Annotated in this window: 25 protein-coding genes, 1 tRNA gene and 4 pseudogenes; 14 read left to right on the top strand and 16 right to left on the bottom strand. The window is 56.0% G+C overall.

Translation table 11 applies throughout. The features are described from left to right. Nucleotides 1-205: 205 nt before the first annotated feature. A complete protein-coding gene (locus So717_RS21655; protein WP_159981300.1) occupies nt 206-574 on the bottom strand; it encodes a hypothetical protein in 369 nt (122 codons plus the stop codon). A 169-nt stretch (nt 575-743) separates the two neighbouring features. Then, nucleotides 744-923, bottom strand: a complete 180-nt coding sequence (locus So717_RS21650; RefSeq protein ID WP_159981298.1) for a hypothetical protein — start codon at nt 921-923, stop codon at nt 744-746. On the opposite strand from So717_RS21650, the gene So717_RS21645 reads away from it, so the two are divergent. From So717_RS21645 to So717_RS21625, 5 genes are all read left to right on the top strand, one after another. After that, entirely contained in the window at nt 916-1185 is a 270-nt protein-coding gene (locus So717_RS21645) for a M14 family metallopeptidase (protein ID WP_159981296.1), read from the top strand. The two genes, So717_RS21650 and So717_RS21645, sit on opposite strands and share 8 nt — an antisense overlap. 60 nt (nt 1186-1245) lie before the next feature. Continuing rightward, nucleotides 1246-2811 carry a S8 family serine peptidase gene (locus So717_RS21640; protein ID WP_159981294.1) on the top strand — a complete coding sequence of 522 codons (1566 nt, stop codon included), beginning with the start codon at nt 1246-1248 and terminating at the stop codon, nt 2809-2811. 14 nt (nt 2812-2825) lie between these two features. After that, a complete protein-coding gene (locus So717_RS21635; RefSeq protein WP_159981292.1) occupies nt 2826-3311 on the top strand; it encodes a S8 family serine peptidase in 486 nt (161 codons plus the stop codon). A gap of 388 nt (nt 3312-3699) precedes the next feature. Then, the gene (locus tag So717_RS21630) at nt 3700-4836 is read left to right on the top strand and encodes a heparin lyase I family protein (protein WP_159981290.1); all 1137 of its coding nucleotides are present in this window, start codon (nt 3700-3702) and stop codon (nt 4834-4836) included. A 342-nt stretch (nt 4837-5178) separates the two neighbouring features. Next, a complete protein-coding gene (locus So717_RS21625) occupies nt 5179-6552 on the top strand; it encodes a transposase (protein ID WP_159981288.1) in 1374 nt (457 codons plus the stop codon). Nucleotides 6553-6679: 127 nt separating this feature from the next. On the opposite strand, the gene So717_RS21620 is transcribed toward So717_RS21625, so the two are convergent. From So717_RS21620 to So717_RS21580, 9 genes are all read right to left on the bottom strand, one after another. Next, nucleotides 6680-7321 (bottom strand): Fic/DOC family protein, encoded by a 642-nt coding sequence (locus So717_RS21620; RefSeq protein WP_159981286.1) that lies wholly within the window; start codon nt 7319-7321, stop codon nt 6680-6682. Continuing rightward, nucleotides 7318-7518 carry a hypothetical protein gene (locus tag So717_RS21615; protein WP_238841186.1) on the bottom strand — a complete coding sequence of 67 codons (201 nt, stop codon included), beginning with the start codon at nt 7516-7518 and terminating at the stop codon, nt 7318-7320. The genes So717_RS21620 and So717_RS21615 overlap by 4 nt, the downstream gene beginning before the upstream one ends. A 164-nt stretch (nt 7519-7682) precedes the next feature. Next, a complete protein-coding gene (locus So717_RS21610) occupies nt 7683-8708 on the bottom strand; it encodes a branched-chain amino acid ABC transporter permease (RefSeq protein ID WP_159981282.1) in 1026 nt (341 codons plus the stop codon). Then, nucleotides 8705-9601, bottom strand: coding sequence for a branched-chain amino acid ABC transporter permease (locus So717_RS21605; RefSeq protein ID WP_159981280.1), 897 nt, complete (start codon nt 9599-9601; stop codon nt 8705-8707). The genes So717_RS21610 and So717_RS21605 overlap by 4 nt, the downstream gene beginning before the upstream one ends. A gap of 1 nt (nt 9602) precedes the next feature. Next, nucleotides 9603-10307: an ABC transporter ATP-binding protein gene (locus So717_RS21600; protein ID WP_159981308.1), complete on the bottom strand. Its 705-nt coding sequence runs from the start codon at nt 10305-10307 to the stop codon at nt 9603-9605. A gap of 44 nt (nt 10308-10351) precedes the next feature. Beyond that, the gene (locus So717_RS21595; protein WP_159981278.1) at nt 10352-11503 is read right to left on the bottom strand and encodes an ABC transporter substrate-binding protein; all 1152 of its coding nucleotides are present in this window, start codon (nt 11501-11503) and stop codon (nt 10352-10354) included. 30 nt (nt 11504-11533) lie between these two features. Continuing rightward, a complete protein-coding gene (locus So717_RS21590; RefSeq protein WP_238841184.1) occupies nt 11534-12280 on the bottom strand; it encodes an ABC transporter ATP-binding protein in 747 nt (248 codons plus the stop codon). After that, entirely contained in the window at nt 12280-12921 is a 642-nt protein-coding gene (locus So717_RS21585) for a cysteine hydrolase family protein (RefSeq protein WP_159981276.1), read from the bottom strand. The genes So717_RS21590 and So717_RS21585 overlap by 1 nt, the downstream gene beginning before the upstream one ends. Continuing rightward, nucleotides 12918-13874 carry an N-formylglutamate amidohydrolase gene (locus So717_RS21580; RefSeq protein ID WP_238841182.1) on the bottom strand — a complete coding sequence of 319 codons (957 nt, stop codon included), beginning with the start codon at nt 13872-13874 and terminating at the stop codon, nt 12918-12920. The genes So717_RS21585 and So717_RS21580 overlap by 4 nt, the downstream gene beginning before the upstream one ends. Here So717_RS21580 and So717_RS21575 point away from each other — a divergent pair. The 5 genes and pseudogenes from So717_RS21575 to So717_RS22805 all read left to right on the top strand — a co-directional run. Then, nucleotides 13839-14696: a MurR/RpiR family transcriptional regulator gene (locus So717_RS21575; protein WP_159981274.1), complete on the top strand. Its 858-nt coding sequence runs from the start codon at nt 13839-13841 to the stop codon at nt 14694-14696. The genes So717_RS21580 and So717_RS21575 overlap by 36 nt on opposite strands. After that, nucleotides 14693-16000, top strand: a complete 1308-nt coding sequence (locus So717_RS21570) for a type I glutamate--ammonia ligase (protein ID WP_159981272.1) — start codon at nt 14693-14695, stop codon at nt 15998-16000. Before So717_RS21575 ends, So717_RS21570 begins: the two co-directional genes overlap by 4 nt. Nucleotides 16001-16009: 9 nt before the next feature. Continuing rightward, nucleotides 16010-16795, top strand: a complete 786-nt coding sequence (locus tag So717_RS21565; RefSeq protein WP_159981270.1) for a carbon-nitrogen hydrolase family protein — start codon at nt 16010-16012, stop codon at nt 16793-16795. After that, nucleotides 16792-18441 carry a flavin monoamine oxidase family protein gene (locus tag So717_RS21560; RefSeq protein WP_159981268.1) on the top strand — a complete coding sequence of 550 codons (1650 nt, stop codon included), beginning with the start codon at nt 16792-16794 and terminating at the stop codon, nt 18439-18441. The genes So717_RS21565 and So717_RS21560 overlap by 4 nt, the downstream gene beginning before the upstream one ends. 101 nt (nt 18442-18542) lie before the next feature. Beyond that, nucleotides 18543-18629 (top strand): annotated as a pseudogene (locus So717_RS22805) (IS5/IS1182 family transposase); the annotation flags it as partial. Nucleotides 18630-19334: 705 nt separating this feature from the next. Here So717_RS22805 and So717_RS21550 read toward each other — a convergent pair. After that, nucleotides 19335-19706 carry a hypothetical protein gene (locus tag So717_RS21550; RefSeq protein ID WP_159981266.1) on the bottom strand — a complete coding sequence of 124 codons (372 nt, stop codon included), beginning with the start codon at nt 19704-19706 and terminating at the stop codon, nt 19335-19337. A 145-nt stretch (nt 19707-19851) separates the two neighbouring features. Here So717_RS21550 and So717_RS21545 point away from each other — a divergent pair, with 145 nt between their 5' ends. Genes So717_RS21545 through So717_RS21535 form a run of 3 tightly spaced genes read left to right on the top strand, consistent with a single transcriptional unit; the run spans nt 19852 to nt 23146 of the window. Next, a complete protein-coding gene (locus So717_RS21545; RefSeq protein WP_275113696.1) occupies nt 19852-21351 on the top strand; it encodes a recombinase family protein in 1500 nt (499 codons plus the stop codon). Beyond that, nucleotides 21351-22250, top strand: a complete 900-nt coding sequence (locus So717_RS21540) for a plasmid partitioning protein RepB C-terminal domain-containing protein (protein ID WP_174239083.1) — start codon at nt 21351-21353, stop codon at nt 22248-22250. The genes So717_RS21545 and So717_RS21540 overlap by 1 nt, the downstream gene beginning before the upstream one ends. Beyond that, complete coding sequence (locus So717_RS21535; protein WP_159981262.1) at nt 22247-23146, top strand: plasmid partitioning protein RepB C-terminal domain-containing protein; 900 nt, start codon at nt 22247-22249, stop codon at nt 23144-23146. The genes So717_RS21540 and So717_RS21535 overlap by 4 nt, the downstream gene beginning before the upstream one ends. Nucleotides 23147-23360: 214 nt before the next feature. Here the strand turns inward: So717_RS21535 and So717_RS21530 are convergent. The 3 genes and pseudogenes from So717_RS21530 to So717_RS21515 form a co-directional block, all read right to left on the bottom strand. Beyond that, a pseudogene (locus tag So717_RS21530) lies at nt 23361-23507 on the bottom strand (transposase); the annotation flags it as partial. 377 nt (nt 23508-23884) lie between these two features. Continuing rightward, a complete protein-coding gene (locus So717_RS21520) occupies nt 23885-24820 on the bottom strand; it encodes an IS110 family RNA-guided transposase (protein WP_159981260.1) in 936 nt (311 codons plus the stop codon). A gap of 348 nt (nt 24821-25168) precedes the next feature. Further along, nucleotides 25169-25372 (bottom strand): annotated as a pseudogene (locus tag So717_RS21515) (NADPH-dependent FMN reductase); the annotation flags it as partial. Between the two features lie 79 nt (nt 25373-25451). Between So717_RS21515 and So717_RS21510 the strand changes: the two are divergent. Beyond that, nucleotides 25452-25526, top strand: a tRNA-Phe gene (locus So717_RS21510). A 941-nt stretch (nt 25527-26467) separates the two neighbouring features. Here So717_RS21510 and So717_RS21505 read toward each other — a convergent pair. Further along, nucleotides 26468-26594 (bottom strand): annotated as a pseudogene (locus So717_RS21505) (IS3 family transposase); the annotation flags it as partial.

The following is a 26594-nucleotide window of genomic DNA, read 5'->3' as shown; positions in this document are numbered from 1 at the left end:
TCTTCTTCGGTGATCTCGCCCTCCGGCAGCTCACCCCCGAACTCTTCCAAAAGCTCAGCTTCCGGCGTCTTTGTCCTCGCCAGAGGAGGCCCCTCATCCGGGGCTGTGTTGTTTTCGACATCGCTCATGTTGCGGTCCTTTCAGTAATAAGGGGCGCTGGCTATCACAGCGCAGCGCCCTCTTTGGCTCAGGTTAGATCACCGCTTCAGCGTTCCATGCGCGGCTGAGATTGGTTTTGCCCGCCACGGTCTTGAAACCGCTCTGGCGTACCGCCATCGCCGCGGGCCTGACCCTGATCATGGGACTGCTGTCGGTTGCGCTGATGGCTCTGTTCGCGGCGCAGTTGCAGCGCATGGGTGCGGGCTTCTTTACCGAGTTCGAACACACGCAGAATTTCGGTGTCTGAGAAGGAATTGGTCTCCTGCAGTTTGCCGTTGCGGTCTTCGTAAACCTTGGCGAGGGTGACGGTGTAGTAGATGTCGCCGTCGCGGTTCTGATTGGCCCAGAGCGTCGATTTGAGCCTGCCATCGCGGTAAGTCGCGATGGGTTTGTTGGGCGTAGTTGTAGTGTCCATGGAAAGTCCTTTCTTCCTTGGTTGGAGGTTAGTGGTTTGAGATGTGTCTCGTTCGGTTGCGCGCCGTATGCCGGTTGTGGGCAATAAGAACGAAAAGTGAACATAACACGATTTGATATTTCAAATCAACTATTAATTGTTACTTGCCAATAGCTTAACTCCTTTTCTGCTATCTCGTGCGCTTGCGGGCACGGGGTGGAGTGGTTCCTTTTCGTGCGGCGATGAACTCCTCTTTGGTCATGGCCGCGCCATCATCGCGGGTGCGCAGCTGCTGGAACCAGCTCTCATCCCGCAGCTTGCGGTTGGGCACCGCAAAGCTCGGGTGCGGGTCCGGCAGAATTATGGCCACTGAAATCGAGCGAGTTCATGGGGATCGCTATGACGTGAGTCAGGCGTTCACGCTTTATGCCACATCCGGCGCAAGCGACGACTATGCCTATAGCCGTCACCTACAACACGAGAATTTGGGCAAGATCCTTGGCTTCACAATGGAGTGTGGCCACGAGTTCCAGCCAGATTTCGAAACCGCCATCAGAGTCATGGAAGAGGTTGCCGCAGCGATCTTGGCCTTTGCCGATGACGTCTCGCAATTGGCTGACGCCAATGGATAAACCGAGTGAATCGGTGATGAAACTCTAACGCAGCACTCAACAATTCATTAGGAGGAAGACATGTTCAGAAAATCCAAAATACGGGAACGTTTGGAGACCCTACGGGAGCTTCCTGGGGTATTGCCGACACGGGCCGAACGCTCGGACGGTACAGCCCGGTTATCGCAGAGTCTGCGAAGTGAGGACATCGAGACCGCGCTTAGCGCATCCCGCGAACAGCTGTTAGGGATGTCGATTGAGGCGACCTCGCAAGACACAGCGCTGGAACTCTACAGCGACCCGTTGCTGCGCGACCAGATGATCGGGTTTGCGGATGCTGGGATGAACTTCTTTCATGGCGACGAAGAGTATTGGCGCTTGCGCCGAGACGAACGCGCGGCGCGCGGCGGCAATGGGGCGGTGAACCGCGTCTTTGTACAACACCAGCGGCTGCTGCTGGAAACCTCGCGTGTCGTCCTGCGCATGGCGGATGACGCGTCTGAAAATGCACGCGATGACGCCTTGACGCGTCATCAGGTGATTTTAGTGGACAGCAAGGGTCTTCCCCCTAATGTGCTTCGGGGGCATTGCAACACGGTCAACGTGGTCGACGCGTGCCTCGCCCTAATGGAGGAGGACGCTGTGGATTATGCAGAGCCGGACTTCATCGAACATGTCGGTCAACGGTTCACGCCGAACGACCCCTTGTTCGGGCAGCAATGGCATCACATAAACATTCAGTCTGAAGCGGCGTGGGATTTAACCCTTGGAGAAGGGGTCAACATCGCAGTAATCGACAATGGCTTTCATACGAGTCATACTGACCTTCGGTTTGGCACGGCATCTGGGTGGTACCGAACGACACCAGACCTGCAAGATGCGGATTTTGTCTTGGGTACGGCCGAGATGCCTTCTGATAGTCATGGTACAGCTTGTGCGGGTATGATCTCTGCCTCTGCCGACAATGGGGTTGGCGGATGCGGTGTAGCGCCGGGCGCAGATATACGAATGATCGCTTGCCTATTGGATCAAGTTGGGACGCAATCCACTTTGGCACGTGCCGTCGGCTATGCGGCTGCGCCGTCAAGCGAAGGCGGTACTGCCACGGGAGCAGACATAATCGCCTGCTCACTTGGACCAAACGGCGCGAATTGGGAGATGCGAGCTGTCCTTAGCGAAGCGATTGATGTCGCCGCGACGCAAGGTCGAGACGGAAAGGGATGCCCTATTCTCTGGGCCTGTACCAATGGCAATTACGAGATTGTACATGATGAAGTTTGCTCGCACCCCGAGGTGATGGCGGTGGGGCGTTCAACGCGAGACGATGCAGATGATGGCACTGGCTATGGCCCACAGCTAGAGTTTCTAGCGCCTGGTCGAAATGTGTTTCTCCCAGGAAGTGGAGACGGGCATCAGGCTGTCACCGGGACCAGTTTCGCCGCGCCCTGTGCTGCAGGAATCGGTGCGTTGGTTCTTTCGAAGAAGCCCGATTTGACGGCGTCGGAACTGCGTACATTGATGCGTGATTCATGTGACAAGGTCGGCTCACTTCCATACATTGGCGGTCGCAACACCCGGTTTGGTTATGGGAGAGCAAACGCGGCGAACGCGGTCGCAGAAGCAATAAGGCTAAGTACCGGCGTTTAAGTGAGAACGGCACCGTGGATAAAACGACAATCTTGCGCCGTTTGGCCAAACTCCAGAGGGTGGAGACTCTACGCGCACTTCCTCCCGGTGTCGCGGCAGTCAACGTCAACGCGAACAATCTTGGAAAGAGCATGCGAGACATGTCGGGCAACGCTAGATCCGATCTGGAGTCGTTTCTTGGTGCCGGTTGGACCTTCAACGTGCCGGAAGAAACAAATCTCGACCAAGCGCTGGAGGTTTTCTTGGGTGGAGATGGGCATCTAAAGCTATTGGGCCGCACGCTCGTTGTGAAGATCAGCGAGGATCTTGACGGAGTCGCCGTTAACGCGTGGTTGAAGAGAAACGGGCTGACACTTCGGCGGAAGCTCGGCTTCGCGGCCAACACATTTCTTGTCGATACATCGGGAATGTCTGCATTGAACGTAGCACAAACGCTCAACGAATTGCCGGAGGTTCACTATGCAGAGCCAAATTTCATTGAACCAATTCAGTCAAGATAATGGCTATCAGAACAAACAATCGGCTTGTGAACGACTGCGAAACACTTTTCTTTGAAATGCTCTCCGGCGTTAAATCCGAACTTTGAAGCTATTCGATTCGACAGCTTGATCGGCGCATTTGAACTTTGATTGAGGAAAACGTCGGGAAAGTCGACATTGGTCTGACGGCAATCATGCCAGTTGTGCGCACCTTAGAGGCCGACGCTAGCACCGCAGGCGGTTAAACAGGGTACAGAGCAAAAAATTCATTTGTGTCGGTTCCCACTAATAACTGATTATGGAGTGATGGCCTTGAACGCCGTTGAACGGGAATTTCAGGCGATGGCTTTTGACGAGGCCTCAGTTGGCCTAACCTGTTTACAAATTGGTCTCAATTTTGGAGTGATTGATGAAAAATGTTATTCAGGCCTTTGTTTCTTCCATGCTGTTCGCGGGCTTCGCTAACGCTGACACATATAGAGATGATTTTTCGAGCGGCGAAATTGATACATCGCTGTGGTGTGAGTGCCAAATCGATCCCGAATATCCAGTCCGCAGCGGCAATACCTCGGTGGGCGCAGCGGGGACAGTCCTCATTGACGTGGACTCGCGCGATGTCGGTGGCAACAACTGCCGATTCGCTCCGGTTAGCGAATGCGTCCAGCCGGGAATTGCGGTATTGGCGACGGATGGGGATGAGGACGATGCAGACGACCTAACGGCAAGCATTTTCGCAGAATTCACGCGTTCTAGGTCGGACGGGATCCTTAAGAAAGTACTCCGCCCGAACGGAACTACCTATTGCAGCGACCTCGTACAACATGCCGCCAATATGGCATACGATGCAGAAGAAGCGATAAAAGGCCAGCCAATCCCGAAACTCTGCATTCAACGCCAAGAACTTAGACTGTTTAGCGGTCTTAGGGCAAGTGCAACCCGCACGAGCAGTTACATCATGAAGTTTCGGATGCCCGAAAAAGATGAAATCCAAGATCGCGTGAATTCGATGCGTTGGGTTCTCGCGCAGTGGAAACACACCAAGTTGAGCGCAAACTATGAAAATGCACCGTATACGTTCAACGGCCAAAGCCCATTTGTTGCCGTTCGGTTTGACGATGCAGTTTTGCATGTGACCGTACAAGACGAATTCTGGCGCTGTCTCGTCGCGGCGGCCAAACATGACATTTGGCCAGACATGGAAACTATCAACGGACGAATCCCGGACAAGTACTGCTTTTGGACAGGTCCAGATGATTATTTCGGTCCCAAGCCGAAGCACTCGTTGACTCTGATACACCATGCCAGTCCGGTTTTGGAAAATGCGACAGGCCAGTATACGACCCTTCGCCTTGAAATCGAGGCTGGCCCCTCTGGAGAAGTCGTTCTCTGGCAAGATGACACTAAGGTGGCGACGGTTACCGGACGTCTCGGCTACAATATGGACCAAGGGTGGAAGTCGAAGATCAAGTTTAAATTCGGGCATTACCGAGACTATCTGCCAGACAATCATTCAATGGAAATCGACTTCGTCGAGATCAAAGATTGACGCCGGCCAGCCTTATGGTTGCTAACGTAGTTTGAAGAATTCGGACGACACCATACCGCGGAGCTTAGACCGCTTGAACCGAAAGGCAATTTGGTCCCGCTTCTTTTTTGTGAGATGACACTGCGGCGAAGGCAGAATTTTTTTGTTCAATTCAATGTCCGTGAATGACCGATCTAACGACGTCAGCCGCAGCGCGGCGAAATATGCGCGGCGCTCGCGAACGAATGCTGCGTCAGCAAACGTTGAAAACTGAGTGGCGGCAAAGTCCGGATAGTGTTGAAAAAGTCCGTTGATCGGTCGGTGCGGTCCTGATTCAATCTGATTGAGATTGGAGGTGCGGCGATGATGGGACCGAGGCAGGTGGCGCAGGGTGCGCTGTTTTACGAGTTCTCGATTGAGGAGTTTGTGCCTGCTGATCATCCCTTGCGCGGTATAGATCGGTTTCTCGATTTATCCGATGTCCGCCCACTTCTGGCTTCATCCTATAGCTCTCATGGCCGTCCTTCGATTGACCCTGAGTTGATGATCCGGATGCTGCTGCTTGGCTATTGCCAAGGGATCAGGTCTGAGCGCCGCTTGTGCGAGGAGGTACATGTCAATCTGGCGTATCGGTGGTTTTGCAGGCTCGACCTGACCGACCCGGTGCCGGACCATTCGACCTTTTCGAAGAACCGACATGGGCGTTTCCGGGAAAGTGGATTGTTCCGCCACCTGTTCGAGACGGTGCTGCAGCGATGTATCCATGAGGGCCTGGTTGGCGGCGAGAGTTTTGGCGTCGATGCCAGTCTGATCCCTGCCAATGCGAACCAGACCCGTGGTATTGATAGCAAGGATGGTCTGCCAGCTGACCTCACCACGCGCGTTGTCGATGAATATCTCGAAACGCTAGATGACGCCGCATTCGGCGCATCCACCAAAGTCGTTCCCAAATACATCTCACCTGTCGATCCTGCGGCGCGCTGGACGGGAGCAGATGGCGGGGCAGCCTTCTTTGCATACTCCACCAACTATATGGTGGATTTGGACAATGCGGGGATCGTTGACGTCGAGCCGTCGGTTCCGATCCGAACGGCAGAGGCCTTTGCCGCGAGAAGGATGATCGACCGGATTACCGATCGCTTTGACATGACGCCCGACAAGCTGGTCGGCGATACCGGCTACGGATCGGCGGAGATGCTGGGCTGGCTTGTCGAAGAACGAGGTATCGCTCCGCATATTCCGGTCTGGGACAAATCGAAACGGACGGACGGCACATTCTCACGCGAAGACTTCATCTACGACCCCGCAACCGATAGCTACACATGCCCGGGCGGCAAAGAACTGCGGACATATCGCCGGAACTTCTCCAAACCGCGAAAGGCAAACGGCGGTAAAGATGGGTTCATCCGCTACCGTGCATCGAAACACGACTGCGATGCTTGCCCGCTCAAGCCGCAATGCTGCCCAGGGGACCCCGGCCGGCGAGTGATGCGATCCGTCCACGAAGCCGCGCGAGATGTTGCCCGCGATATCCGCAAAACAGATGCCTACATGACCTCGTTCATTCAGAGGCGGAAAGTCGAGATGCTCTTCGCCCATCTGAAGCGATACATCGGCGTTCCGGTGATGCGACTTCGAGGACCCAAAGGCGCATACGAACAGTTCCAACTCGCAGCTACCGCCCAGAACCTCCGAAAACTTGCAAAACTGGTTCCGCAGCCACAACCAACAGGCTGAGGGGAACAGCCCTACTGTATTGGGCTTCGACCATCGGCAGCCCAAACGTCTACTTCTTCAACACTATCTCCGCAGTCTTCCAATTCACCAAACCAACGCGAATGACTGCAAACAAATGTAACAGCTCCTACCGTTGGTGGTCGTGCGTACGCGGACGTGTTGTGAGGCGATCAGACAGAATGTCTCGCATGGGATCGTGATTGGAATCGACAAATCCGATGCGAGACGCGTCGTTCCATCGCTTCCTGTCTTCGCTACGAATGTCGAGTGAGTAGCCCATGTCCTTAGAAAGGGCGCGGAGCCATTGGCGCCGCGCGCGTCCATTGCCATCTATAAACGGGTGCGCTGCATTGATTTCGTTGACAAGTGCGGCAGCGGTCTTCGAAAAACCGAAACGGTCGCGGCGCATCTGAAACATCTCGCGCGGGGTGAGCGTCGAGAACTGTTTCTGCATCCAATCATTGATACGTTCCGGCCTTGCAAAGGGTGCTGGTCCTCGGGCTGTTGTATATTTGCGTTCTTCGCCTGCCCATTCATAGATGTCTTGAAACATGTGTCGATGCATGGCGCGGAACCCGACATAGGAATAAGGTGTGCAATCCTCTGGAAAGCCGCTCTCTACACGTTGGGATAAGATCATGCGCTCCGCACGTTCGAGCTCAGCGGCATCTCTGATGCCCAGCTTATTCTGGTAAATCTCCGTTCCAGGCCAAACGATCTTATGGTATTCGGCTTCTTCTCGGGCGCTGCGCCCGAACCCGTCGCTCACTCTGCGGCGCGGAGCTGACGCTCCTGATAGTAATCAATGAGCCGTGCGATACGCGCTTCAGGGGATAACCCTTCGTCACGCCATTTCGCGATCAGAGCCTCCGCATCGGGATCGCGCGCAAGATCTTCAATGTCCGCATCCACCATCGCGCTCTCATAGCGTTCCATTGCGATATCGTGAGCATTTTTGCGTTTCATTGTAATGCGTTAAGTATAACAGAGCCTGGTCAATTTTGCAATCTTGGACCGTGGTCATGCGGTTGTCTCCCATCCGCTCTGAGCCTATCAAACTGGGCTCGATCCAGCTCTAATTCTCGTAGCTGATCCAGTAAGATATCTTGCGCTTTGGCGAGAAATGGGTATCATTTCTTCTTCAAAACAAGCTCCTCGATTTCGCGATCGCCCATGACCCCCACCGGCCGAAGGGCCATCGTCAGAATTATTACGAGGCCAAGCATAACACCCGAGAGGCCCAGCACCTCAGGGAGATTGACACCGATGATCACGGGGCCGGTTTCCAGCCAACGGATGACCTCCAGCCCAAAGGAGATCGCAAAGGTTCCCAAAACGGCGCCCGTTACCGTTCGCATGCCGCCAAAGATCAGCATCGCAAGGGTTAGAAACACATGGTTAAAATAGAACGGCCGCGCGGAAATCGTTCCCAGAAAATAGGCGTAAGCAATCCCGGCACAGGCAAGGATGAGGCCAGAGAGCACCCAAGCGATCAGCCGCAACCGCACCACGTTGACACCCATGGCAGCTGAGCCTGTCTCATCATCGGCAGAGGCACGCAGCATCACGCCCCAAGGGCTTTCGCGAAATCCGCGCACGACAAAGACAACAACCACAGCAAGGATCACGATAGAGGTCAGAGAGAAGACCTGCGGGATGCCAAAAAACGCCTGATTGCCTTTGAAAATATCTGTCCGGTACAGAAATATGGAATGCACGATGACCAGTATGGCAAGCGTCGCGATGGTGGCCCCCGTGCCTGTCATGCGCACGATAAAGATACCAACAAGACATGCGACAGCCCCCGTAATCACCAAAGCGATGACGGCAGATGTCACCGGGTCCAGCGCGAAGGCATTCAGGCCCCAGGGCGCATCCGGCAGGGCGATCTGCTTCATAGCAATTGGCGTGACACAGATGGCAGCCGCATAGGCTCCGATCCCCATGAACGCGCTGTGGCTGAGGTTGGTCAGCCGCGAGTTGCCCATGAAGACCTGCAGTCCCAGAACCACAATCAGGTTCACATAAGCACTGTAGATCAGGCGCAACTGGTATCTGGAAGCGAAATAGGTCGCCAACACACCGATGGCGATTAGAATGGCGGCGAGCATGCAAGCCCCCAAGATGCCGCGTTTCTGGCTTCTGGTCAGGGTCACAGCTTGTCCCCCTTTTCCTTGGCCGGACTTAAAATACCGTCAGGCCGCCAGATCAACACCAGTGCGATGATCCCAAAGACGAAAGCGTCTTTCAGTCCGCCGTATTCCTGCGGCAGCATTACCAGCATGCCCACTTCAATCGCGCCTAACAGGAAACCACCCAGCACCGCGCCCGGCAGGCTGCCAAATCCACCAACAACGCAGGCCACGAAGGCCTTTAGCACAGGGTTGAAGCCGAAGTGAGGGTCAACCGATCCCCGCCGCGCCATGATAAAAATGCAAGCAAGGCCTGCCAGAAGCCCCGAGATCAAGAAGGCCAGCGCAAAGACCCGGTTGGCGCGGATGCCCGTCAAACGCACCATTTCAAAGTCAAGTGAGGCCGCGCGCATGGCCAGCCCCGCGGTGGTCTTTTGCAAAAACAGGACAAGACCCATGATCACCACAAGGATCGTGATCGATTCAAAGATCTGGAGCGACGATATTTGGATGCCGAACACCGTGACCGGTGCGTCCAGAAAATAGAGCGACGTCACCGCAATGGGGCGCGGAGAGATGAAAAGCAGAAAGAGGTTCTGCAATACGATGGAGACGCCGAATGCCGTCAAGAGCCCCGTCGTCGGATCCGCGTATCTGACCGGCCTGAAGGCGACACGCTCCAATGCAACGGAAGTCAGGGTCGCAGCAGCGATGGCCCCGATGACAATGATCCACGGATTTGCTGTCACAAGGGCGGCGAAGGCCACCATTGTGTATCCGCCTACGGCAATCACCTCGCCATGGGCAAAATTCACTAGCCCCATGACCGAGAAAACAATCGCGAGGCCAAGCGCCAAGAGCGCATATTCAGCCCCAAAAGACAGCGCATTGATGATCTGTTGTGCTACATATTCCATTTCACCCCAGCCCTGTCAGGTTTGCCATCATGTTTTCGCTGCCGCCCAGCGTCTCATTGGTGCCTTCTGCCTGAACTTGGCCGTTGTTCAAAAGATAGGCGTAGTCAGAGATGCGCAGGGCCTGACGGGCATTCTGTTCGACCAACAGGATTGTCATGCCGTCCGCGCGCAGCTGCGCGATCAATTCGAACACCTGCGCGACGATACGCGGAGCGAGCCCGAGGCTGGGTTCATCCAAAAGCAGGATTTTCGGCTTCGACATCAAAGCGCGCGCAATGGCGAGCATCTGCTGCTCCCCCCCTGACAGGGTGCCACCCGGTTGATTGCGGCGTTCGCCAAGGATCGGAAAGGTTTCAAACCAGCGGTCGATGTCGTCCTGAACCGCGCCCTTGTTCGCACGGATGCCGCCTCCGATGCGCAGATTTGCCTCGACACTCAGGTTGCTGAAAATGCGGCGGCCTTCTGGCGACACCGCGATGCCGCGCTGGATGCGATCTTCGACGCTTACACGGGTCAGATCATCGCCTTCCAGCCGGATCACCCCCGTGGCTTGCGCAACGCCACAGATAGCTGAAATTGTTGAGGTTTTTCCAGCGCCGTTGGGCCCAAGCAGAACCACACATTGCCCAGCGCCGACCTGCAGGGAAATACCGTGAACCGCTTCGATGGGCCCGTGCGAAACGCGAAGGTTCTGAATGTCCAACATCGGATCATGATGGGCACGGCAAGCGGGCCGTGCCCCTTTTCCGTTCACCAGTCGGTGGGTGTGTTGTCAGGGATTTCGTTCGAGATCAGAACCCGCTTGCCATCCTTGAACCCTATCACAGGTATCGTGCGCTGGGCGTAGGTCTTCGTCTCCTTGAACGAGATACTGTCGACCGTCATCACCGGAATGCTGTCTGCCTCACGGATGGTCTGGGTGATGGTGGCAGGGTCCGTGCTCCCCGATTGCTCCACCGCCCAGGCAAGCGCTTTTACCGTGTCCGCGCCGGTGGCCGGGAAAAGGCCCGGCACTTCGATCCCCATATCCTTGCAATCCGCGATGAACTTGACCACCGCACTTTCCGCGTGACTGGGGGCGAGCGTTGCAAAGAAAACCTTGTCGAGCATGGAAGGGTCATCGGCGCCGATGGCGTCCAGTGACGGATCGTCAAACCCGTCTGAGCCTACAACCCAAGCGTCGATGCCAGCGCTGCGCAGCTGGCGCATCAACACGCCCACATCGGGCATGATCGAAGAGATATAGACCGCGTCGATATCGTCTCCCAACGCGCGCATCTCAGCGATCTGCGGCGACCAGTCAGAGGTGCCAAAACTGAAATTCAGCGTGCTGAGGACCTTGCCGCCGCCCGCTTCGATTACTTCCCCAAACCACAGCGGCGTTTTCGCGGACCAGCTGCCACCTTCATCCGACGTCATCAAGACGACGTTTTTCACCCCGTTTTCAAGCGCGTAGTTGGCCGCTGCCGTTGCCGTAAAGGGATCGGGGGAGACGCCCGTGAAGAAGTTGTCGATGATGCCTGCGTGCATCTCCACTTGCGTGGATTGGGGCTGAAAGATCGACACACCGTAGCTTTGCGCGACCTGTGCCACCGGGATCATCGTGTCCGAGAACGGGATCGTGCCAAGCATGACCGCGCCTTCGTCGAGGAACTTCTGGGCGAGCGAGATGGCGGTTTGTGTGTCCGCTGCGGCGTCCTGCACCAAAACCTCGATCATCTTGCCGTCAACACCCCCTTCAGCGTTGATCATTTCGGCCATGCACCGGGCTCCTTGCCATTCGGCATACGGCGCATAGTCTCCTGTCATCGGGACGCCAAGGCCAAGTTTGATGGTGTCTTGCGCAAAGGCGGGTGTCACCAACGCGGTGCAGGCCAGCGCAGCGAGGATGGACTTTTTCATGATAATCTCCTTGTTGATGGTGTTTTGGTTTCAGGCATCTAAGCCCGCTTCTTCTCCGAGATAGGCTGTGATGACTTTGGGATTTTGGGTCACGTCTTCAGGGGTGCCTTCCGCAATGATCGCGCCCATATCGAGCACGGTAATGCGTTCGCACAGCGTCATGATGAACTTGAGGTCATGGTCGATCACGAAAAGTGCGCAATCTGCCTCCTGCCGGACCCACGTCAGAGCGCGCCCCAGCGCTTCGGTTTCTTCTTCGTTCATGCCTGCGGCGGGTTCATCCAGCATCAGCACTTTAGGCCGCAAGGCCAATCCCCGCACAATTTCCAGCCGTCGTTGATCCCCGTAGGACAAGGCGTTGGCGGGTTGAACAAGCTTGTCACGCAGTCCAAATTCGTCAATTGCCTCCTCGGGCAGTGCGCCACCGCGCCCCGCATAGCGCGCAACATCTATGTTTTGCTCCACACTCAGACTAGGGAAGATGCGCAGGTTTTGAAACGTCCGTGCAATGCCCTTGCGGGCGCGCTGATGGGCGCTTTTTCGGGTCACCGCTTCCCCATCAAGGGTTATTGTTCCAGCGGTCGGAGTCAGCAGGCCAGACATGAGATTGACGAGTGTCGACTTGCCCGCCCCGTTCGGGCCGATCAGACCCCTGACTTCTCCGTGATCTATGCTCAGCGTGACGTCGCGCACCGCATGTACGCCGCCGAAGGATTTATAAATGCCCTTCAATTCCAGCAGGCACACTTCAGCTCCTGAACGCATGCCGCTTTGCATCACAGGCTCTCCAGCTCTGCCAGCAGTTCGGCTGTTGTCACCTGCCGGCAGTATCCTTTGACGGTTGTGATGGAATTTGCCTGCCGTTCAGGGGTGTAGGTCAGGCAGGCGTCCGTCACTTGCGTCACAAGATACCCCAGATCGCAAGCATCCCGGATCGCACTTTCGACGCATTGATCGGTAATCAGCCCTGAAATGACCAGTTGCTTCACGCCCAGATTGCGCAGCACATAGTCGATGTGGGTTGAGACAAAGACCGAAGATGATGACTTTGGCAGCACGATCTCGTCGCCCTGCGGCGCAATCTGATCAACAACTTTGCCGTCCCACGACCCCTTGGCCACGTTAAAACCCGTGATCTTGTAGTCGAGCGATCGGTCCCGTCCGTCCAGCGTCAGGCTTTCGATAGTGGTGTACATCACCTCGATCCTAGCCGCGCGACACGCGGTCTGGATTGCTTGCATGTTTGCAAAGACCCGCGTGTTCAGTTCATCAAAGAACCAGCCGTATTCTTCGACAAAGTCTTCTTCGCTTAGCCCATCAAATTCGGCCCCGTCCCGATGTGCTGCGAAGTTCTGCACATCAATGAACAAGAGCGCTGACTCTGCGGCCACCAGAGGCAGATTGCGGGACAGCTTCATGCCGCTTTCTCCAAGAGTGTCCTTATCGCCGGGGTCAGCAGATTGGCCCAACGTGTAATTCCGCCATGATCGCGCAGATGATCATTGCAGATTTCAACAAGTGTGTGCCGCAAGCTGCGTGCCTCGGCATAGCGGGGGATGAACCAGTCGCTTGCGTCGTCAATCTGGTAGGGTTCGTTCAGGGCCAGTTTCAGATTGGGCGCGGCACGGGTGATTGCGTCCATCAGGTGGTGCGCGGTCGCGGTATCCCGTCGGGTCAGAAATCCTGCATCCCATGGCCGTTCTTGGCCTTGGAACTGGCGCGTGTAGGAATGGATTGAAAAGACCGCCTTGCGGGGATGGGCCGCCAACATGGCATTGATCGCATCATTCATCGGATCGAAGATAGCCTGCCTGCGCTGGTCGTGATCCTGTTTCTGCAGCCCGGTATTCCCCGGAACGGGCAAACCATCGCTGCGCTCGGGGATCGACCCTTCGAACAAGGGCGGACGGTTACAATCCATCACAAGGCGGCTGTAGCGCTGGAGTATCAGGGGGCATTCAAGCCGATCAGAAATGGCGCACGCAAGCGCCTCTGCGCCAATGTCCCAACCGATATGCTTGTCGATTGCACCTTCGGGCAGACCCAGACCACCCAGCGCGCGTGGCACTGCTTGGCCCGCGTGTTCGCACAATAGAGCCACCGGAGACGTGGATTGCTCATGCCGGACTTCGACAGGTTGAGGATCACCGGCCCCCAACAGACCATTGCTGCCCGCCTGGCTGTCTTTTGTCTCAGATTTGTCAATGGCGTTCAAATGATACACGGCAATCCCCACAGTCCTCCAAAGTAGACGAACGAAAACTTCCAAAGTCAATAGATACATATTGACTGAAAAAAAAATTTCATCGACGGTAGTCGCAGCTGGAGCATTCGCATGCAGATTGTGCAGATCAAAAAGAAGATAGAACAAGCGTCCGACAGCTTCACCGCTGGTGAGCGCAAACTCGCAGCCGCGATCCTGTCGGACTACCCCTATGCCGGTCTGTCCTCAATTCAGGACCTCGCTGCAAGATCAGAGGTGTCGGCCCCTTCCATTTCGCGCTTCATGACCAAGATCGGGCTGACCGGGTATCAGGAATTTCAACGGTCCCTGATTGCAGAGCTCAAGGACGGTGATCGCAGCCCGGTCGAAGTACACGAACGAGGGCGCCATATCGAAGGCGACTTCCTGTCGGACTTTCTCGCCAAAGCCAGCGCTCAAATGGCCATCGCGGGCGATGCCATCACCGAAGAACAGTTCAACCGTGTCTGCGCCCTGCTCGCCAACCCAAAGCACAACGTCTATGTAATCGGCGGACGTATCAGCGATACAATCGCAGCACATCTGTCGTTTCACCTGCGTCAGGCGCGTCGGGGTGTGTTCCACCTGCCGTCTGACCCCGAGAGCTGGCCGGAATACCTGCTGCGGATGAAGCCGGTCGATGTCTTTTTCGTTGTGGATTTTCGGCGCTACCAGACCTCTCTGGCAGAGCTGGCCGCTTTGGCCCGCGACGCACGTGGTGCGCGGGTGATGGTCATGACGGATAAGTGGATTTCACCTGTTGCGCGCCATGCGACCGACGTTTTGCCCGTGCCCATCGAATCCGGGACTCTGTGGGATACCTATTCCTCTGCCCTCGCCATCACCGAAGCCATCGTCACCCGCATCGCCGAAGACAGCTGGGAGCAGACCCGAGACAGGATCGAAAGCTGGGACAAGCTTCGCGTTACGACAAAGGACACCACCGAATGACCCCCATGCCCCTGATTTTCGCCGCCACCTGCGATATCGCAGGAAAAGTGCGCGGCAAGGCCTTTCCAGCCGACCAACTTGAAAAGCGCCTGAAGCGCGGTGTTGGCTGGGTGCCAACAAATGTGCAGATCACCTGTTTCGACGGTATCGCTGACAGTCCGTTTGGCTCCTTGGGTGACTTGCTGTTGATCCCCGATCCTGCATCCGAGGTGAATGTCGCGTTCGGAGAGGGACCGCGCGAGCATTTCATGTTGGGCGATATCGTGACGCTAGAGGGCGCGCCATGGGATTTCTGCACGCGGCATATCCTGCGCGGCGCCTTGGATCGTTTGCATCGGCTCTCTGGTGCACGCCTCTTTTCTGCCTTTGAGCATGAGTTTCAACTGAAAGGGAGCGGGCAGCCCAACCAGGGTTTTGGACGCAACGCCTTCGAATCTCAGCGGAAGCTGCTGGAAACCCTGATGGGCGCGCTCAAGCAAGCGGGGCTGACCCCCGACAGTATCATGAAGGAATATGGTCCCCATCAATTCGAAGTCGTGATCGCTCCGGCGGTCGGCGCGACATCTGCCGATCAGGCAGTGATTTTGCGCGAATTGACCCGGTCTGCGGCTTCGTCCTTTGGTGAAGAGGCCACCTTTGCCCCGATCCTTGACACTGCGTCCGTCGGAAACGGCGTGCATATCCACCTCAGCTTTCGCGACGACAATGACGCGCCACTGACCTACGATGAGAACGGACCCTGCGGGATGTCGCACCTGACGGATGCGTTTGCGGCAGGTGTGCTGAAGTACATGCCACATATCGTGGCCCTGACGGCACCTTCGGTGGTGTCCTATGAGCGGCTGACGCCACATCGCTGGTCTGCGGCCTTTAACAACCTTGGTTTCCGCGACCGTGAGGCGTCGCTCAGGGTATGTCCCGTGACGTCAAGGGAAGTGGCCTCAATCGCGCTGCAGTTCAACATTGAATACCGCGCCGCAGATGCCGCAGCCTGCCCGCATCTGGCCTTGGCCGCGGTGGTACACGCGGGGTGTCAGGGGATTGAAGAGGGATTGACCGCACCTGCGGCATCCGAAGACGATCTTTCGCTTTTGTCACCCGAGGCTCTGGCGGCGCGTGGCTACGCGCGGTTGCCGGAAACTCTGGAGGCGGCTTTGGACAGTTTTGCCGCCAGCACCACGGTCACAGGCTGGTTCCCCGATCAATTCGCTGACGTTTACCGCGCACACAAACTGGCCGAGATTGCGCATCTGGCCGATATGGACATCGATGCAAAATGTGCGGCTTATGCCGACACATATTAGGACGCTTCGATGAAACTCGCACTTTGGCAGACCCGTCCGCCAGCGGACCTTGCGGTCGCACTTTCGGCACTTGATGAGGCGGCGCGGGACGCCGCAGCGAAGAAGGCCGATGTGGTGGTCACGCCGGAGATGTACATGGGCGGTTACAACACCGGTGCCGCGCGTATCGTCGCACATGCGGATCGATCCGAGCAGGTGTTGGAAGGCCTCGGAAAGATCGCACGCATGCACGGCATCGCGGTTGTCGCTGGCCTGGCCCTGCCGGGGCAACCGCGCCCTTACAACGCTTGTGTCGCCATTGATGCCGCCGGACAGGAAGTTGCGCGCTATCACAAAACGCATCTTTTCGGTGATGTTGATCGCGCCCAGTTCATCCCCGGGGCGTTGCTATCACCCGTTTTTGCATTGAACGGATGGAATGTCGCTCTGGCGATTTGCTATGACGTTGAATTCCCCGAACTGACACGGGCGTTGGCGCTGCGGGGGGCTGAGATCATCGTAACACCGACGGCGAATATGGAACCGTTCGACAGTGTCGCCACCCGACTGGTTCCGGCACGCGCCGAGGAGAACGGGCTTTATCTGGCCTATTGCAACTACGTCGGCGCGGAAGCGCAATTCACGTATAATGGTCTGTCCTGTCTCGTTGGCCCCGATGGCGAAGACCGCGTCCGTGGGGCGGAAGGGCCCGCGCTACTGACCGCCACTCTCGACCGCGCCGCGATGGTGCGCGCGCGGCAGACGCAAACCCATTTGCAGGATCGACGCGCCGATCTTTATGGGGAGGTTTCATGAAGCCCATTACCGTTTTTGGCCCGGACTTCCCCTTTGCCTATGACGATTGGATCACCCATCCTGCGGGTCTGGGCACCTTGCCACCCTCGGCGCACGGGGCGCGGGTGGCCATCATAGGTGCGGGGGCTGCGGGCATCATCGCCGGCTATGAGTTGATGAAGCTTGGCCTGCGCCCGATCCTGTTCGAGTCCGGTCAGTTCGGCGGACGCTTGCGCTCGCAGCCTTTTGAGGGCGCACAGGATGTCATTGCTGAGCTTGGCGGCATGCGCTTTCCGGTGTCCAGCACCGGGTTTTACCATTACGTCAATCTGCTTGGGATTGAGAGCAAGCCGTTTCCCAACCCACTTACCTCTGCTGCCGGGTCCACCGTGATCGACCTGTTGGGGCAAACCTATTACGCGCAAACGCTCAAGGATCTACCTCCCTTGTTTCAGGAGGTTGCAACAGCCTATGACGCCGCACTGGAAGACGGCGCAAATTTCAGCGCACTGAAACAAGCTATCCGGGATCGGGACAGTCCACGGATCAAGGAGATCTGGAACCCGCTTGTGGCCGCATGGGATGAACGTACGTTTTATGACTTTGTGACCTCATCCAAGGCGTTTCAAAAGTTGTCGTTTCATCACCGCGAGGTGTTTGGACAGGTCGGTTTCGGCACCGGGGGCTGGGACAGCGATTTTCCCAACTCCATGCTGGAAATCCTGCGGGTGAATGTGACCGAATGCGACGATCATCAGCGCTATATCGTGGGTGGCGTCGAGCAGGTGCCGCGCAAACTGTGGCACCATGCGCCTGATGCGGTGACCTATTGGCCAGTTGGCACTTCTCTGAGCACTCTGAACGACGGGGCCACACGGGGGGCGGCCAAGCGCATCAGACGCGTGAACACCGACAAGATCGAAGTCACCGATACCTGGGGGCGCATGGAAGCCTTTGATGCGGTGCTGGTTACCTGCCAAACCCACCTTTTGACCACGCAGATCGACACGGAAGAAGCATTGTTCGCGCAGGATCTTTGGATGGCGCTGGACCGCACGCGCTATATGCAATCGGCCAAGACATTTGTCATGGTCGACCGACCTTTCTGGAAAGACAAGCACCCTGAAACGGGGCGCGATATGATGTCGATGACGCTGACCGACAGGATCACGCGCGGCACCTATCTGTTTGACAATGGGCCGGACAAGCCCTCGGTCATCTGTCTGAGCTACGCTTGGATGACCGATGCACTCAAGGTGCTTCCTCTGGCCGCCCCGCAACGGGTGGAACTGGCGCTTTCGGCACTGTCCAAGATCTATCCCGACGTGAACATTCGAGGCCATATTCTGGGCGATCCGATCACGATCAGTTGGGAGGCGGATCAGAACTTCCTCGGCGCTTTCAAAGGCGCTTTGCCCGGTCACTATCGTTACAATCACCGTATGTTCGGGCATTTTGTGCAACGTGATATGCCCCTATCCGAACGTGGCATTTTCATTGCCGGCGACGGCGTGAGTTGGACGCCTGCTTGGGTTGAGGGAGCCGTTCAGACATCGCTCAATGCCGTTGCGGGGATCATTGCCCATTTCGGCGGAACAACTTCGGCTGATAATCCCTCGCCGTTGGATGCCTATGAGACCGATGGACCAATCAGGTTGAGCGGATGACTCAGCAAGCCGTCTGTCTTTTTTTGCAATGAGCCCGCTAGGGTCAGGACCCACTGATTTTGGCGAGCGGCATGATCCACGGTCAAAAACGAGCGGTGAGCATGTTTGATCTTTTCTGGCTGACAGATGCGCAGATGACGGGTTTGAAGCCCTTCTTCCCGAAGCTCCACGGCAAGCCGCGCGTTGACGGCCCTTGTTCGTGACCGCCGGACAGGTCAGCGACGACATCGGCGTACGGGCATTGCTTCTCAGCCTGCCAGACGTCGACTAGCTGCTTGGCCCCTCTCATCGTTTGCAGTGCAAACGACTGCCGATCAATGGACCGAGGCAATGACGCCGACTGGTTCAGAGACGCGTTGAAAGACAAAGGGATATGCGCATGTAAGGTAGCCAGCATCCTTTGACTTTGGACCGAAGGCAAAGTCCCCGATGATCCTGAGATCGTCATCCTCTTGAACCCTGTCGCACATGTTCGCGATCAATACGGCATCCATCTCCTCCACGGAGGAAAAGGGGCGATCACAGAACTTCATAACGTTCTCATGACCGAAATGCGTATCAGCAGTGTACCAGTGAGCCATGGTTGCTATCCGAGTTTCCCTTATTTTTTCGTAGGATAGCTGGTCATATCCCGGCCGTAACATCAGCCGGTCCGGCCACAACTCCGCCTTCAGCGATAGTGGCCGAAGCGCCAAATCTGCACACCTATGCGTAAACCTGCACTCTTATGAGTAGACGACACACAATCTGTGAAATGTCATGAGACCTTTCCTTTTGCAGTATACTATCTCATTGATTTCGCACAAGTCCGCAATCTAACCATGACAGACGTTTTCCTTTTTCGACAGAGCTTTCTTCCTCTGCTGGAAAGGTTGTGATCCCATATCTGCTGGCTATGTGCCTACGTGTGACCCACACATAAGATCAAGCTCCTCAAGGACTTCGGCCAGTTCATCTCTTGCGGCCTTGATACGTTCCATCGTCATGGCCTCCGACCTTCCAGAAAGTCCTAAGACCACATTCAGTACTGTGTCTGAATGCCTCATCAGTTCGATCAGATGCTCAGCCGTTGGTCCGTACGAACCGGATATCCAGTTCTTTGCTGTCCGTTCGCTCGCGCCGGTCCACCGCATGGTTGCTTTTGCTGCCTGACCAGCACCGCCGAGTTCTTGAGACAGCGCTGTGCTGATTGCTTGTCGGTATTCTGACGCAGAAACGCGCCCTTCGCATTCTCGATGAAACGACTTGCCCTTTTTATGCAACATGTTTCCACCCCTCTCTCGTTAAGATTGAGAAAGGAATCGCAAAGATCCCGTGCAGATTTGTGGATTTGGATGATGGAGGGCCGCAGCATTGAGTTGGCCAGATGATGATCGTGAAAAGGATATTAGCCGCAAAGCTGCGCAATATGTGCGGATGTCGACGGAGCATCAGCGCTACTCGGCGGAAAACCAGGCGGATGCGATCCAACGATATGCTGATGAGCGCGGCTATCAGATCATCAAGACCTATTCAGATGCTGGGAAAAGTGGTTTGCGCATTCAAGGCCGCGCTGGCCTTACCCAATTGATCGAAGATATCGAAGGTGGCCGAGCTGACTTCCGGACCGTGTTGGTCTACGACGTCAGCCGCTGGGGTCGTTTCCAGGACGCCGACGAAAGCGCCTACTACGAGTATGCCTGCAAGCGCGCGGGCATTTCAGTCGAATATTGTGCCGAGCAATTCGAAAATGACGGCAGTACGATGTCAACTGTTGTAAAAGGTCTGAAGCGCGCGATGGCTGGCGAGTATAGCCGCGAACTGTCCCAGAAAGTGTTTGCTGGCCAGTCCCGCCTGATTGAACTGGGTTACCGTCAAGGTGGTGCGCCGGGATTTGGTCTAAGGCGCATGCTGATTGATGAAGCCGGCAATGCGAAAGGCATTCTAGCGCGCGGCGAGCACAAAAGCATTCAAACAGATCGCATCACTTTGGTACCGGGGCCGGATGATGAGATCGCCGTTGTAAACCAGATCTTCCAAAGTTTTGTCCACGATGGTCAAGCCGAGGCTGAAATCGCCGCGGACCTCAATGCGCGCGGGATCAAAACCGATCTGGGCAGAAGTTGGACACCAACCGTCGTGCGCCAAATCCTCACTAACGAAAAGTACATCGGCAACAACATCTGGAACCGCAACTCATTCAAACTGAAGAAGCGTCATGTCCGCAATGATCCCAGCAATTGGGTGCGCGCTGTCGGTGCCTTTGAAGCCATTGTCAGTACAGACCTTTTCGAGGCGGCAGGTGCGATTATCGGTGCCCGGTCTCAACGGATGTCCGACGATGAAATGCTCGAAGGTCTGAAAGAAGCGCTGGAACAACACGGATTTCTCTCCGGCTTCGTGATCAACGAAGCCGCTGGCCTGCCGTCGAGTGGCGCGTATCAAAGCCGGTTTGGTAGCCTGCTGCGGGCGTATAGTCTTGTCGGTTTCAAACCGGAGCGGGATTATCGCTATATTGAAATCAACAAACGCCTGCGGGGCGTGCATGCCGATATCATACGTGACACTATTTCTGGCGTTGAAGCCGTCGGTGGACTGGCTGATCGCGATCTACAAACCGACATCATCACGATCGATAACGAGTTTACAGTGTCCATCGTCATTGCGCGCTGCATGCAGACCAGCGCCGGTGCCTTTCGATGGAACATTCGTCTCGATACCGGGCACTTGCCCGATTTAACGATCGTCGTTCGGATGGGGCAAATGAATGAGCTGCCACTGGATTACTATTTGCTGCCCACCTTCGACATGACGCAATCCAAGTTGCGCCTGTCAGAAAACAATGGCCTGTCGCTTGACGCATTTCGTTTCGACGACCTGTCACATTTCTTCGCGAAGGCGGCACGCGCACCGCTTCTGGAGGTGGCTTGATGAGCGACACCGATATCAAACAGACAGTACTTGTTCCGATCGATGCGATCACCGTCGTAAACCCAAGGATCCGCAATCAAAAGGTTTTCGAAGAGATCAAGGCCAATATCGCTGAACTTGGACTGAAGCGGCCAATTACAGTTGCCGTGCGCGAAACCAAGGATGGAAGCGAGCCAAACTATGAATTGGTTTGTGGCCAAGGGCGCATGGAGGCGTTCAAAGCCCTCGGAAAATCGGAGATCCCAGCGATTGTCATCAAAGCCAGCAGCGAAGACTGCCTTGTGATGAGTCTTGTGGAAAACCTAGCGCGTCGTCAGCACCATTCGCTTGACTTACTGAGAGACATTCGGCGGCTCAAAGAAAGCGGTTATTCGGAACGGGAGATCGCTGCGAAGACACAGCTTTCGACCAAGTATGTGCAAGGAGTCATCAAGCTGTTGGAAGGTCAAGAACACCGTCTGTTGCGCGCGGTCGAAAGTGGGAAAATTCCGGTGAGCATTGCTGTCGATATTGCTGATGCAGACGACGTCGGTGTTCAGACGGTTCTGAGGCAAGCTTACGAAAAAAAGCTCCTAAGAGGTGGAAGGCTTCTGCGTGCTAAGCGCCTTGTCGAGGCGCGCCAAAAGCATGGTAAGGGGCAGGCAACATCGGACAGCCGATCACGGAAAAGCCTGTCGGTTGAAAGTTTGCTAAAGACCTATGAGAACGATGTTGAAAAGAAGAAGATGCTCTTGCGCAAGGCGCATGCCACCCGCAGTGAAATGCTCTTTCTCCTGCAATCACTCAAGACACTGATGGCTGACGAGAACTTTGTCACACTGCTGCGTGCTGAAGGCTTGGCCAGCCTGCCAAAGACGATTGCTGATCGGCTTTCCCATGCCGAAAGCGCACCGACATGACCACAAACTCACGCGAAAAAGAGGTCGTCGCTGCCTTTGAGCGAGAGCTACTGACGGTTCGCTTTGATCAGATCGCGCCGCTTTACATTGTCAGCCCGCAGAAGAAGGCGAGCACCAAGTACAAACAGATCGCCGCGTCCGTTTGCGAAATCGGTCTTGTTGAACCCATCGTGGTGGCACCGGACAAACATGAGCCAAACCAATACACATTGCTGGACGGCCACCTGCGCCTGGAGGTGCTGAGAGATCATGGCCATGCCGAAACGCAATGCTTGATCTCAACCGACGACGAAGCCTTCACGTACAACAAGCGGATCAATCGCCTTGCGACCATTCAGGAGCATAAGATGATCTTGCGGGCGCTGTCCTTGGGCGTGCCCGAGGAGCGCCTGGCCAGTGCTCTGAACGTCAATATCAAGACGATCAAGGACAAACGGCGACTGCTCGACGGTATCTGCGACGAGGCCGCAGAACTTCTGAAAGACAAGCAGGTTGCGCTGACCAGCTTTCAAATCCTCAAGAAGATGAAACCCATGCGTCAGATCGAGGCGGCACAATTGATGGTCGCCATGAACAAATTCACCATCAACTACGCCCGATCTCTCTTGGCAGCGACACCGGAAAACATGTTGGTGTCCGCGGCCACGCCGAAGGAGATCAAAGGCATTTCGCGTGAACAGCTAGACCTGATGGAACGCGAGTCGGCCAATCTTGAGCGGGAAGTCCGCCTTGTCGAAGACAGCTACGGCGCGGACCATCTCGATCTTGTTCTGACGCGCGGGTACATCTCAAAACTGATGAGCAGCGAGCGGGTGACGCGGTATTTGTCCTTGCATCATGAAGAGTTCTTGCCCGCATTCGAAAAGATCACTGAAACGGAGGCTTTCGCATCCTGACGGCCCTAAGGCCATGACGATTTGGGGACCCGGACCCATGAAGCGCGGGGACCGCAGGAGACGCCGCACTGTGGGGCGGATCAAGTGCGGTGATGGGGATGGCGGCGGACCCGTCTGGGCCCATCATGCCGGGCCAAATGCCCGGCAACGACTTCGGCTCCATAAAATGGCCAGACTGATTTTGTGAAAACGCTCTGCTCCCTAGGTTCCGGGCTCATAGCCAGAGAATAACAAGTTCAGCGAGTGCGATTGTTGACAGGAATACCTTTGGGTAGCGGTCATAGCGGGTTGCCACGCGTCGCCAATCCTTCAGCCGGGCGAACATGATCTCGATCCGATTGCGTCGCTTGTATCGACGCTTGCCCATTGCCCCGCAGTGCATTGCGCAGCAATGTCACAAGAGGGCGGCTTCACAGGTTTCTTGCGCTACTTTCGGCCAGGGGTGAGGGGCGATCAGATTTGATCCAGTGGATCAAATCAGCCCTGAACGGCGCATATCCCTTTGTCTTTCAACGCGTCTCGGAGCCCATCAGCGCCGTAGCCACGGTCCATTGACCGGCGGTCGTTTGCACTGCAAATGATGAGAGAGATCATCACGGTCGTCTGCCGTGGGCCTTGGGGAAGAAGGGGGCAAGACGCGCCATCTACGCATCGGTCAGCCAGAAAAGATCAAACATGTTCACCGCGCGTTTTCGAGCCGTGAACCACGCCGCTCGCCAAAAATCAATGGGTCCTGACCTAGCGGGTGTCAGCCCCAGCCAAGCCAGTAAACTCGCGTCCGTTCTTGGATTGCTTACCGTCGCCGCTTGTGGCCACAATGGCTGAAGCGGTGATTAGCCAAACGCGGGGAACCGCCCTGATACGTTTGGCGCGTTCATCAATCCGAGAATGATACTCGATCAGCTTGTCATAGAAGGTCACACGCTCATCAAGAGCGACAACCTGTTCGCAGAGTGTTTTGAGCATACTTTTGGCCACATCAGGCATGTCTAAGTCGTCGTCCGTCTTGAACGCCTTGATGAAGCGCATTGCGGCGACTGGTCCGCTCCCGATCACATGACCAAACTCACGAAGAAGACCGCTGATCACATTCAGCATCTGGGTCTTCTGGCGGACGATAAGCTGGCGCACCCGATGGATCGTCAGTAGGGCCTGCTGTTCTTTCGATTTCACAGCGACAAACCGCATCGTCGGTCGTGTGACGGCCTCGCAAATCGCCTCAGCATCAACGGCGTCTGTCTTGCCGCGTTTCACATATGGCTTAACGTAGGTGGCAGGCATCAACCGCACATCATGCCCGATCGCAGTCAGCTCACGCGCCCAATGATGTGCAGATCCACAGGCCTCAATACCAACCAGACAACGCGGCAACGTTTCGAAGAACTTGAGCAATTGTCGCCGCCGGATCGAACGATTGAAGGCAACTGTGCCGTCAGCAGTGATACCGTGAACTTTGCAAACGTCCTTACCAAGATCCAACCTATTGTCGTAACTTCCATGATGGGGGCTCCTTTCCTGGCAGAAGATGACTTTTGCAGTGTGCCGCAAAGTGCGACGCTTGGTGCAGACGCCATTCGCCCCATCCGCAGTGTGTGAATTAGCCAACCGCTGAAGTTTGCACTTGCGGCGAATGGTGGCAATGCGGATCGCAACTGCAGAAATTTGGGATGTCACTGGACGGAGGTCCTGCGCCGGGAACTGCAATTTGGCGCTCTTCGTATTGGCCGTGAGGCCAATATAGCTGTCTAGTAGTGCACAGCTAAGACATCAAATTAGGGGTCAGGTCCAACGCATACGACCGAGAGCGCAGCTAGGGTCAGGTCTTATATCCAGTAAATGATGAGTGCGGCGAGAGCGATGGCTGACAGCAAGACCTTCGGGCAACCGCCGACTGCTGCAACCCATCGGGAATATCCCGCCATCAGAAGCCGAAGCGAACTCCTATGCCACTCTGGAAAGATCAGATATGGCCGCGTAACTAAGAATAATCAGCCTCCGGAAAACCAGGTGAGGTTCACTGAGGCGTGATATGGAAGACTGCTTCGGAATTGTCAGGCAGCGCATCCAACGACCAAGTATTTGGAGCTGGTTGACAGCACTAAAGCGTTGGGATCCGCCGCACACCTGCATGAGCGCCAACGTTTTAGCTTTGATCGGGCGTACCGCGCCAATGGACAGTGGAATCCAGTCGATTTGGGATTTCATTGCCCCGGTCGTGGCACCGTGTGATGCATGCAAAAAGGTACTGGACACCTGTGCTTCAAACACCTAGAACCCGCTCACCCAGCCAACAATGGCATCCCGTGCCCGGGTAGCTCAGGGGTAGAGCAGTGGATTGAAAATCCTCGTGTCGGTGGTTCGATTCCGCCCCCGGGCACCATTTGACATTTCGCGTCGGAAATCCCGAAAAACGTAAACGGAACAGTGACTTGTGGAGTTCTATGTCCCTCGTTCCGGCGGTAGCGTAACCGCTCCGAAAAGGTCAGTCTGAGCACCAGTTTGCGCAGGGTCTTGTCGCCTGTTTCCCAGAGTTTCCAAGGGTTTGCGAGGAATGTGAGCGCGAGTTCTATTTTTCCTTTTGCCTCTCGGTCTTTTGCGCCTGTTCTTGCAGAGGACTCTGCCAGTTTTTCTTCACCTAGGAGCCGCTCATCCTCCAGTGATGCGATTTTGCGCTCGTATGCGGCGATAGCCGCAGCACTGCCTGCGTCGCCGATGCGGTCTACATATTTGTCTATCTGGCGCTCAAACTTGCGCAAGTTGGCGGTCAACGCCTTGCGGCTCTCTCCGCACTGCGCGTTCCGCTGATCCCAAGCATCCCAGAACATGTCTCGTACAATTCGGTAAAGCGGCGCGGCTGGGCGCAGAGACCGAAGCAAAGTCTCGAAGTCCCCTTCCAGCTTCTCGCGCCGTATGGACTTGCCATACTCCGAGCACCCCTTCGTATGACACAGATAGTATGCATAGCGGCCACCGGAGCCACCTTTGGTGTAGCAGGATCGCAAGGGCGCGTCGCAAGCGTCACAGCACACATAACCGCGTAGCGCGAAGTCATCGCCTATGTTTGCGCGCCGTGGCGTTTTAGTGCCTTCGGCAATGCGTTTCTGGACCTTGTTGAAAACGGCGTGGCTGACAAGCGGTTCATGGCGCCCCTTTCGTCTCGCTATGTTCCATTTCTCAGCTTGCACGTATCCTGCTTACAGATCGTTCGTCAGCAGATCCGTCACCTTTTGCAAGCGCAGTTTGCCACCGGGGAGTTGCTTTGGGAATTCAGGTTGTGCCTCAAGGAAGCGCTGAACATCTACTTGACTGGGAAAGCGCCCTGAACCGCCGCCGCTCGGACGCCAGCTCTTTCATTCTGGTGCGCAGCTGCGTGTCGGCGGGGCGTTTCGACGTGCGCCGATACACACGCGGATCGATGCCCGCCAACGCACAAGCGCGGCGTTGGTTA

The sequence above is a fragment of the Roseobacter cerasinus genome (assembly GCF_009811755.1).
In the GTDB taxonomy this organism is placed as follows: Bacteria; Pseudomonadota; Alphaproteobacteria; order Rhodobacterales; family Rhodobacteraceae; genus Roseobacter; species Roseobacter cerasinus.
This window is presented reverse-complemented; position numbering and strand designations above follow the sequence as displayed.

Coding starts and splice junctions, on each gene's coding strand:
- So717_RS21590 (WP_238841184.1), bottom strand. CDS start 12,280: ATGCAAAGCGGCATGCGTTCAGGAGCTGAAGTGTGCCTGCTGGAATTG.
- So717_RS21570 (WP_159981272.1), top strand. CDS start 14,693: ATGACCCCCATGCCCCTGATTTTCGCCGCCACCTGCGATATCGCAGGA.
- So717_RS21565 (WP_159981270.1), top strand. CDS start 16,010: ATGAAACTCGCACTTTGGCAGACCCGTCCGCCAGCGGACCTTGCGGTC.
- So717_RS21645 (WP_159981296.1), top strand. CDS start 916: ATGGCCACTGAAATCGAGCGAGTTCATGGGGATCGCTATGACGTGAGT.
- So717_RS21655 (WP_159981300.1), bottom strand. CDS start 574: ATGGACACTACAACTACGCCCAACAAACCCATCGCGACTTACCGCGAT.
- So717_RS21540 (WP_174239083.1), top strand. CDS start 21,351: ATGAGCGACACCGATATCAAACAGACAGTACTTGTTCCGATCGATGCG.
- So717_RS21625 (WP_159981288.1), top strand. CDS start 5,179: ATGATGGGACCGAGGCAGGTGGCGCAGGGTGCGCTGTTTTACGAGTTC.
- So717_RS21535 (WP_159981262.1), top strand. CDS start 22,247: ATGACCACAAACTCACGCGAAAAAGAGGTCGTCGCTGCCTTTGAGCGA.
- So717_RS21640 (WP_159981294.1), top strand. CDS start 1,246: ATGTTCAGAAAATCCAAAATACGGGAACGTTTGGAGACCCTACGGGAG.
- So717_RS21560 (WP_159981268.1), top strand. CDS start 16,792: ATGAAGCCCATTACCGTTTTTGGCCCGGACTTCCCCTTTGCCTATGAC.
- So717_RS21615 (WP_238841186.1), bottom strand. CDS start 7,518: ATGAAACGCAAAAATGCTCACGATATCGCAATGGAACGCTATGAGAGC.
- So717_RS21550 (WP_159981266.1), bottom strand. CDS start 19,706: ATGTTGCATAAAAAGGGCAAGTCGTTTCATCGAGAATGCGAAGGGCGC.
- So717_RS21585 (WP_159981276.1), bottom strand. CDS start 12,921: ATGAAGCTGTCCCGCAATCTGCCTCTGGTGGCCGCAGAGTCAGCGCTC.
- So717_RS21575 (WP_159981274.1), top strand. CDS start 13,839: ATGCAGATTGTGCAGATCAAAAAGAAGATAGAACAAGCGTCCGACAGC.
- So717_RS21630 (WP_159981290.1), top strand. CDS start 3,700: ATGAAAAATGTTATTCAGGCCTTTGTTTCTTCCATGCTGTTCGCGGGC.
- So717_RS21605 (WP_159981280.1), bottom strand. CDS start 9,601: ATGGAATATGTAGCACAACAGATCATCAATGCGCTGTCTTTTGGGGCT.
- So717_RS21595 (WP_159981278.1), bottom strand. CDS start 11,503: ATGAAAAAGTCCATCCTCGCTGCGCTGGCCTGCACCGCGTTGGTGACA.
- So717_RS21600 (WP_159981308.1), bottom strand. CDS start 10,307: ATGTTGGACATTCAGAACCTTCGCGTTTCGCACGGGCCCATCGAAGCG.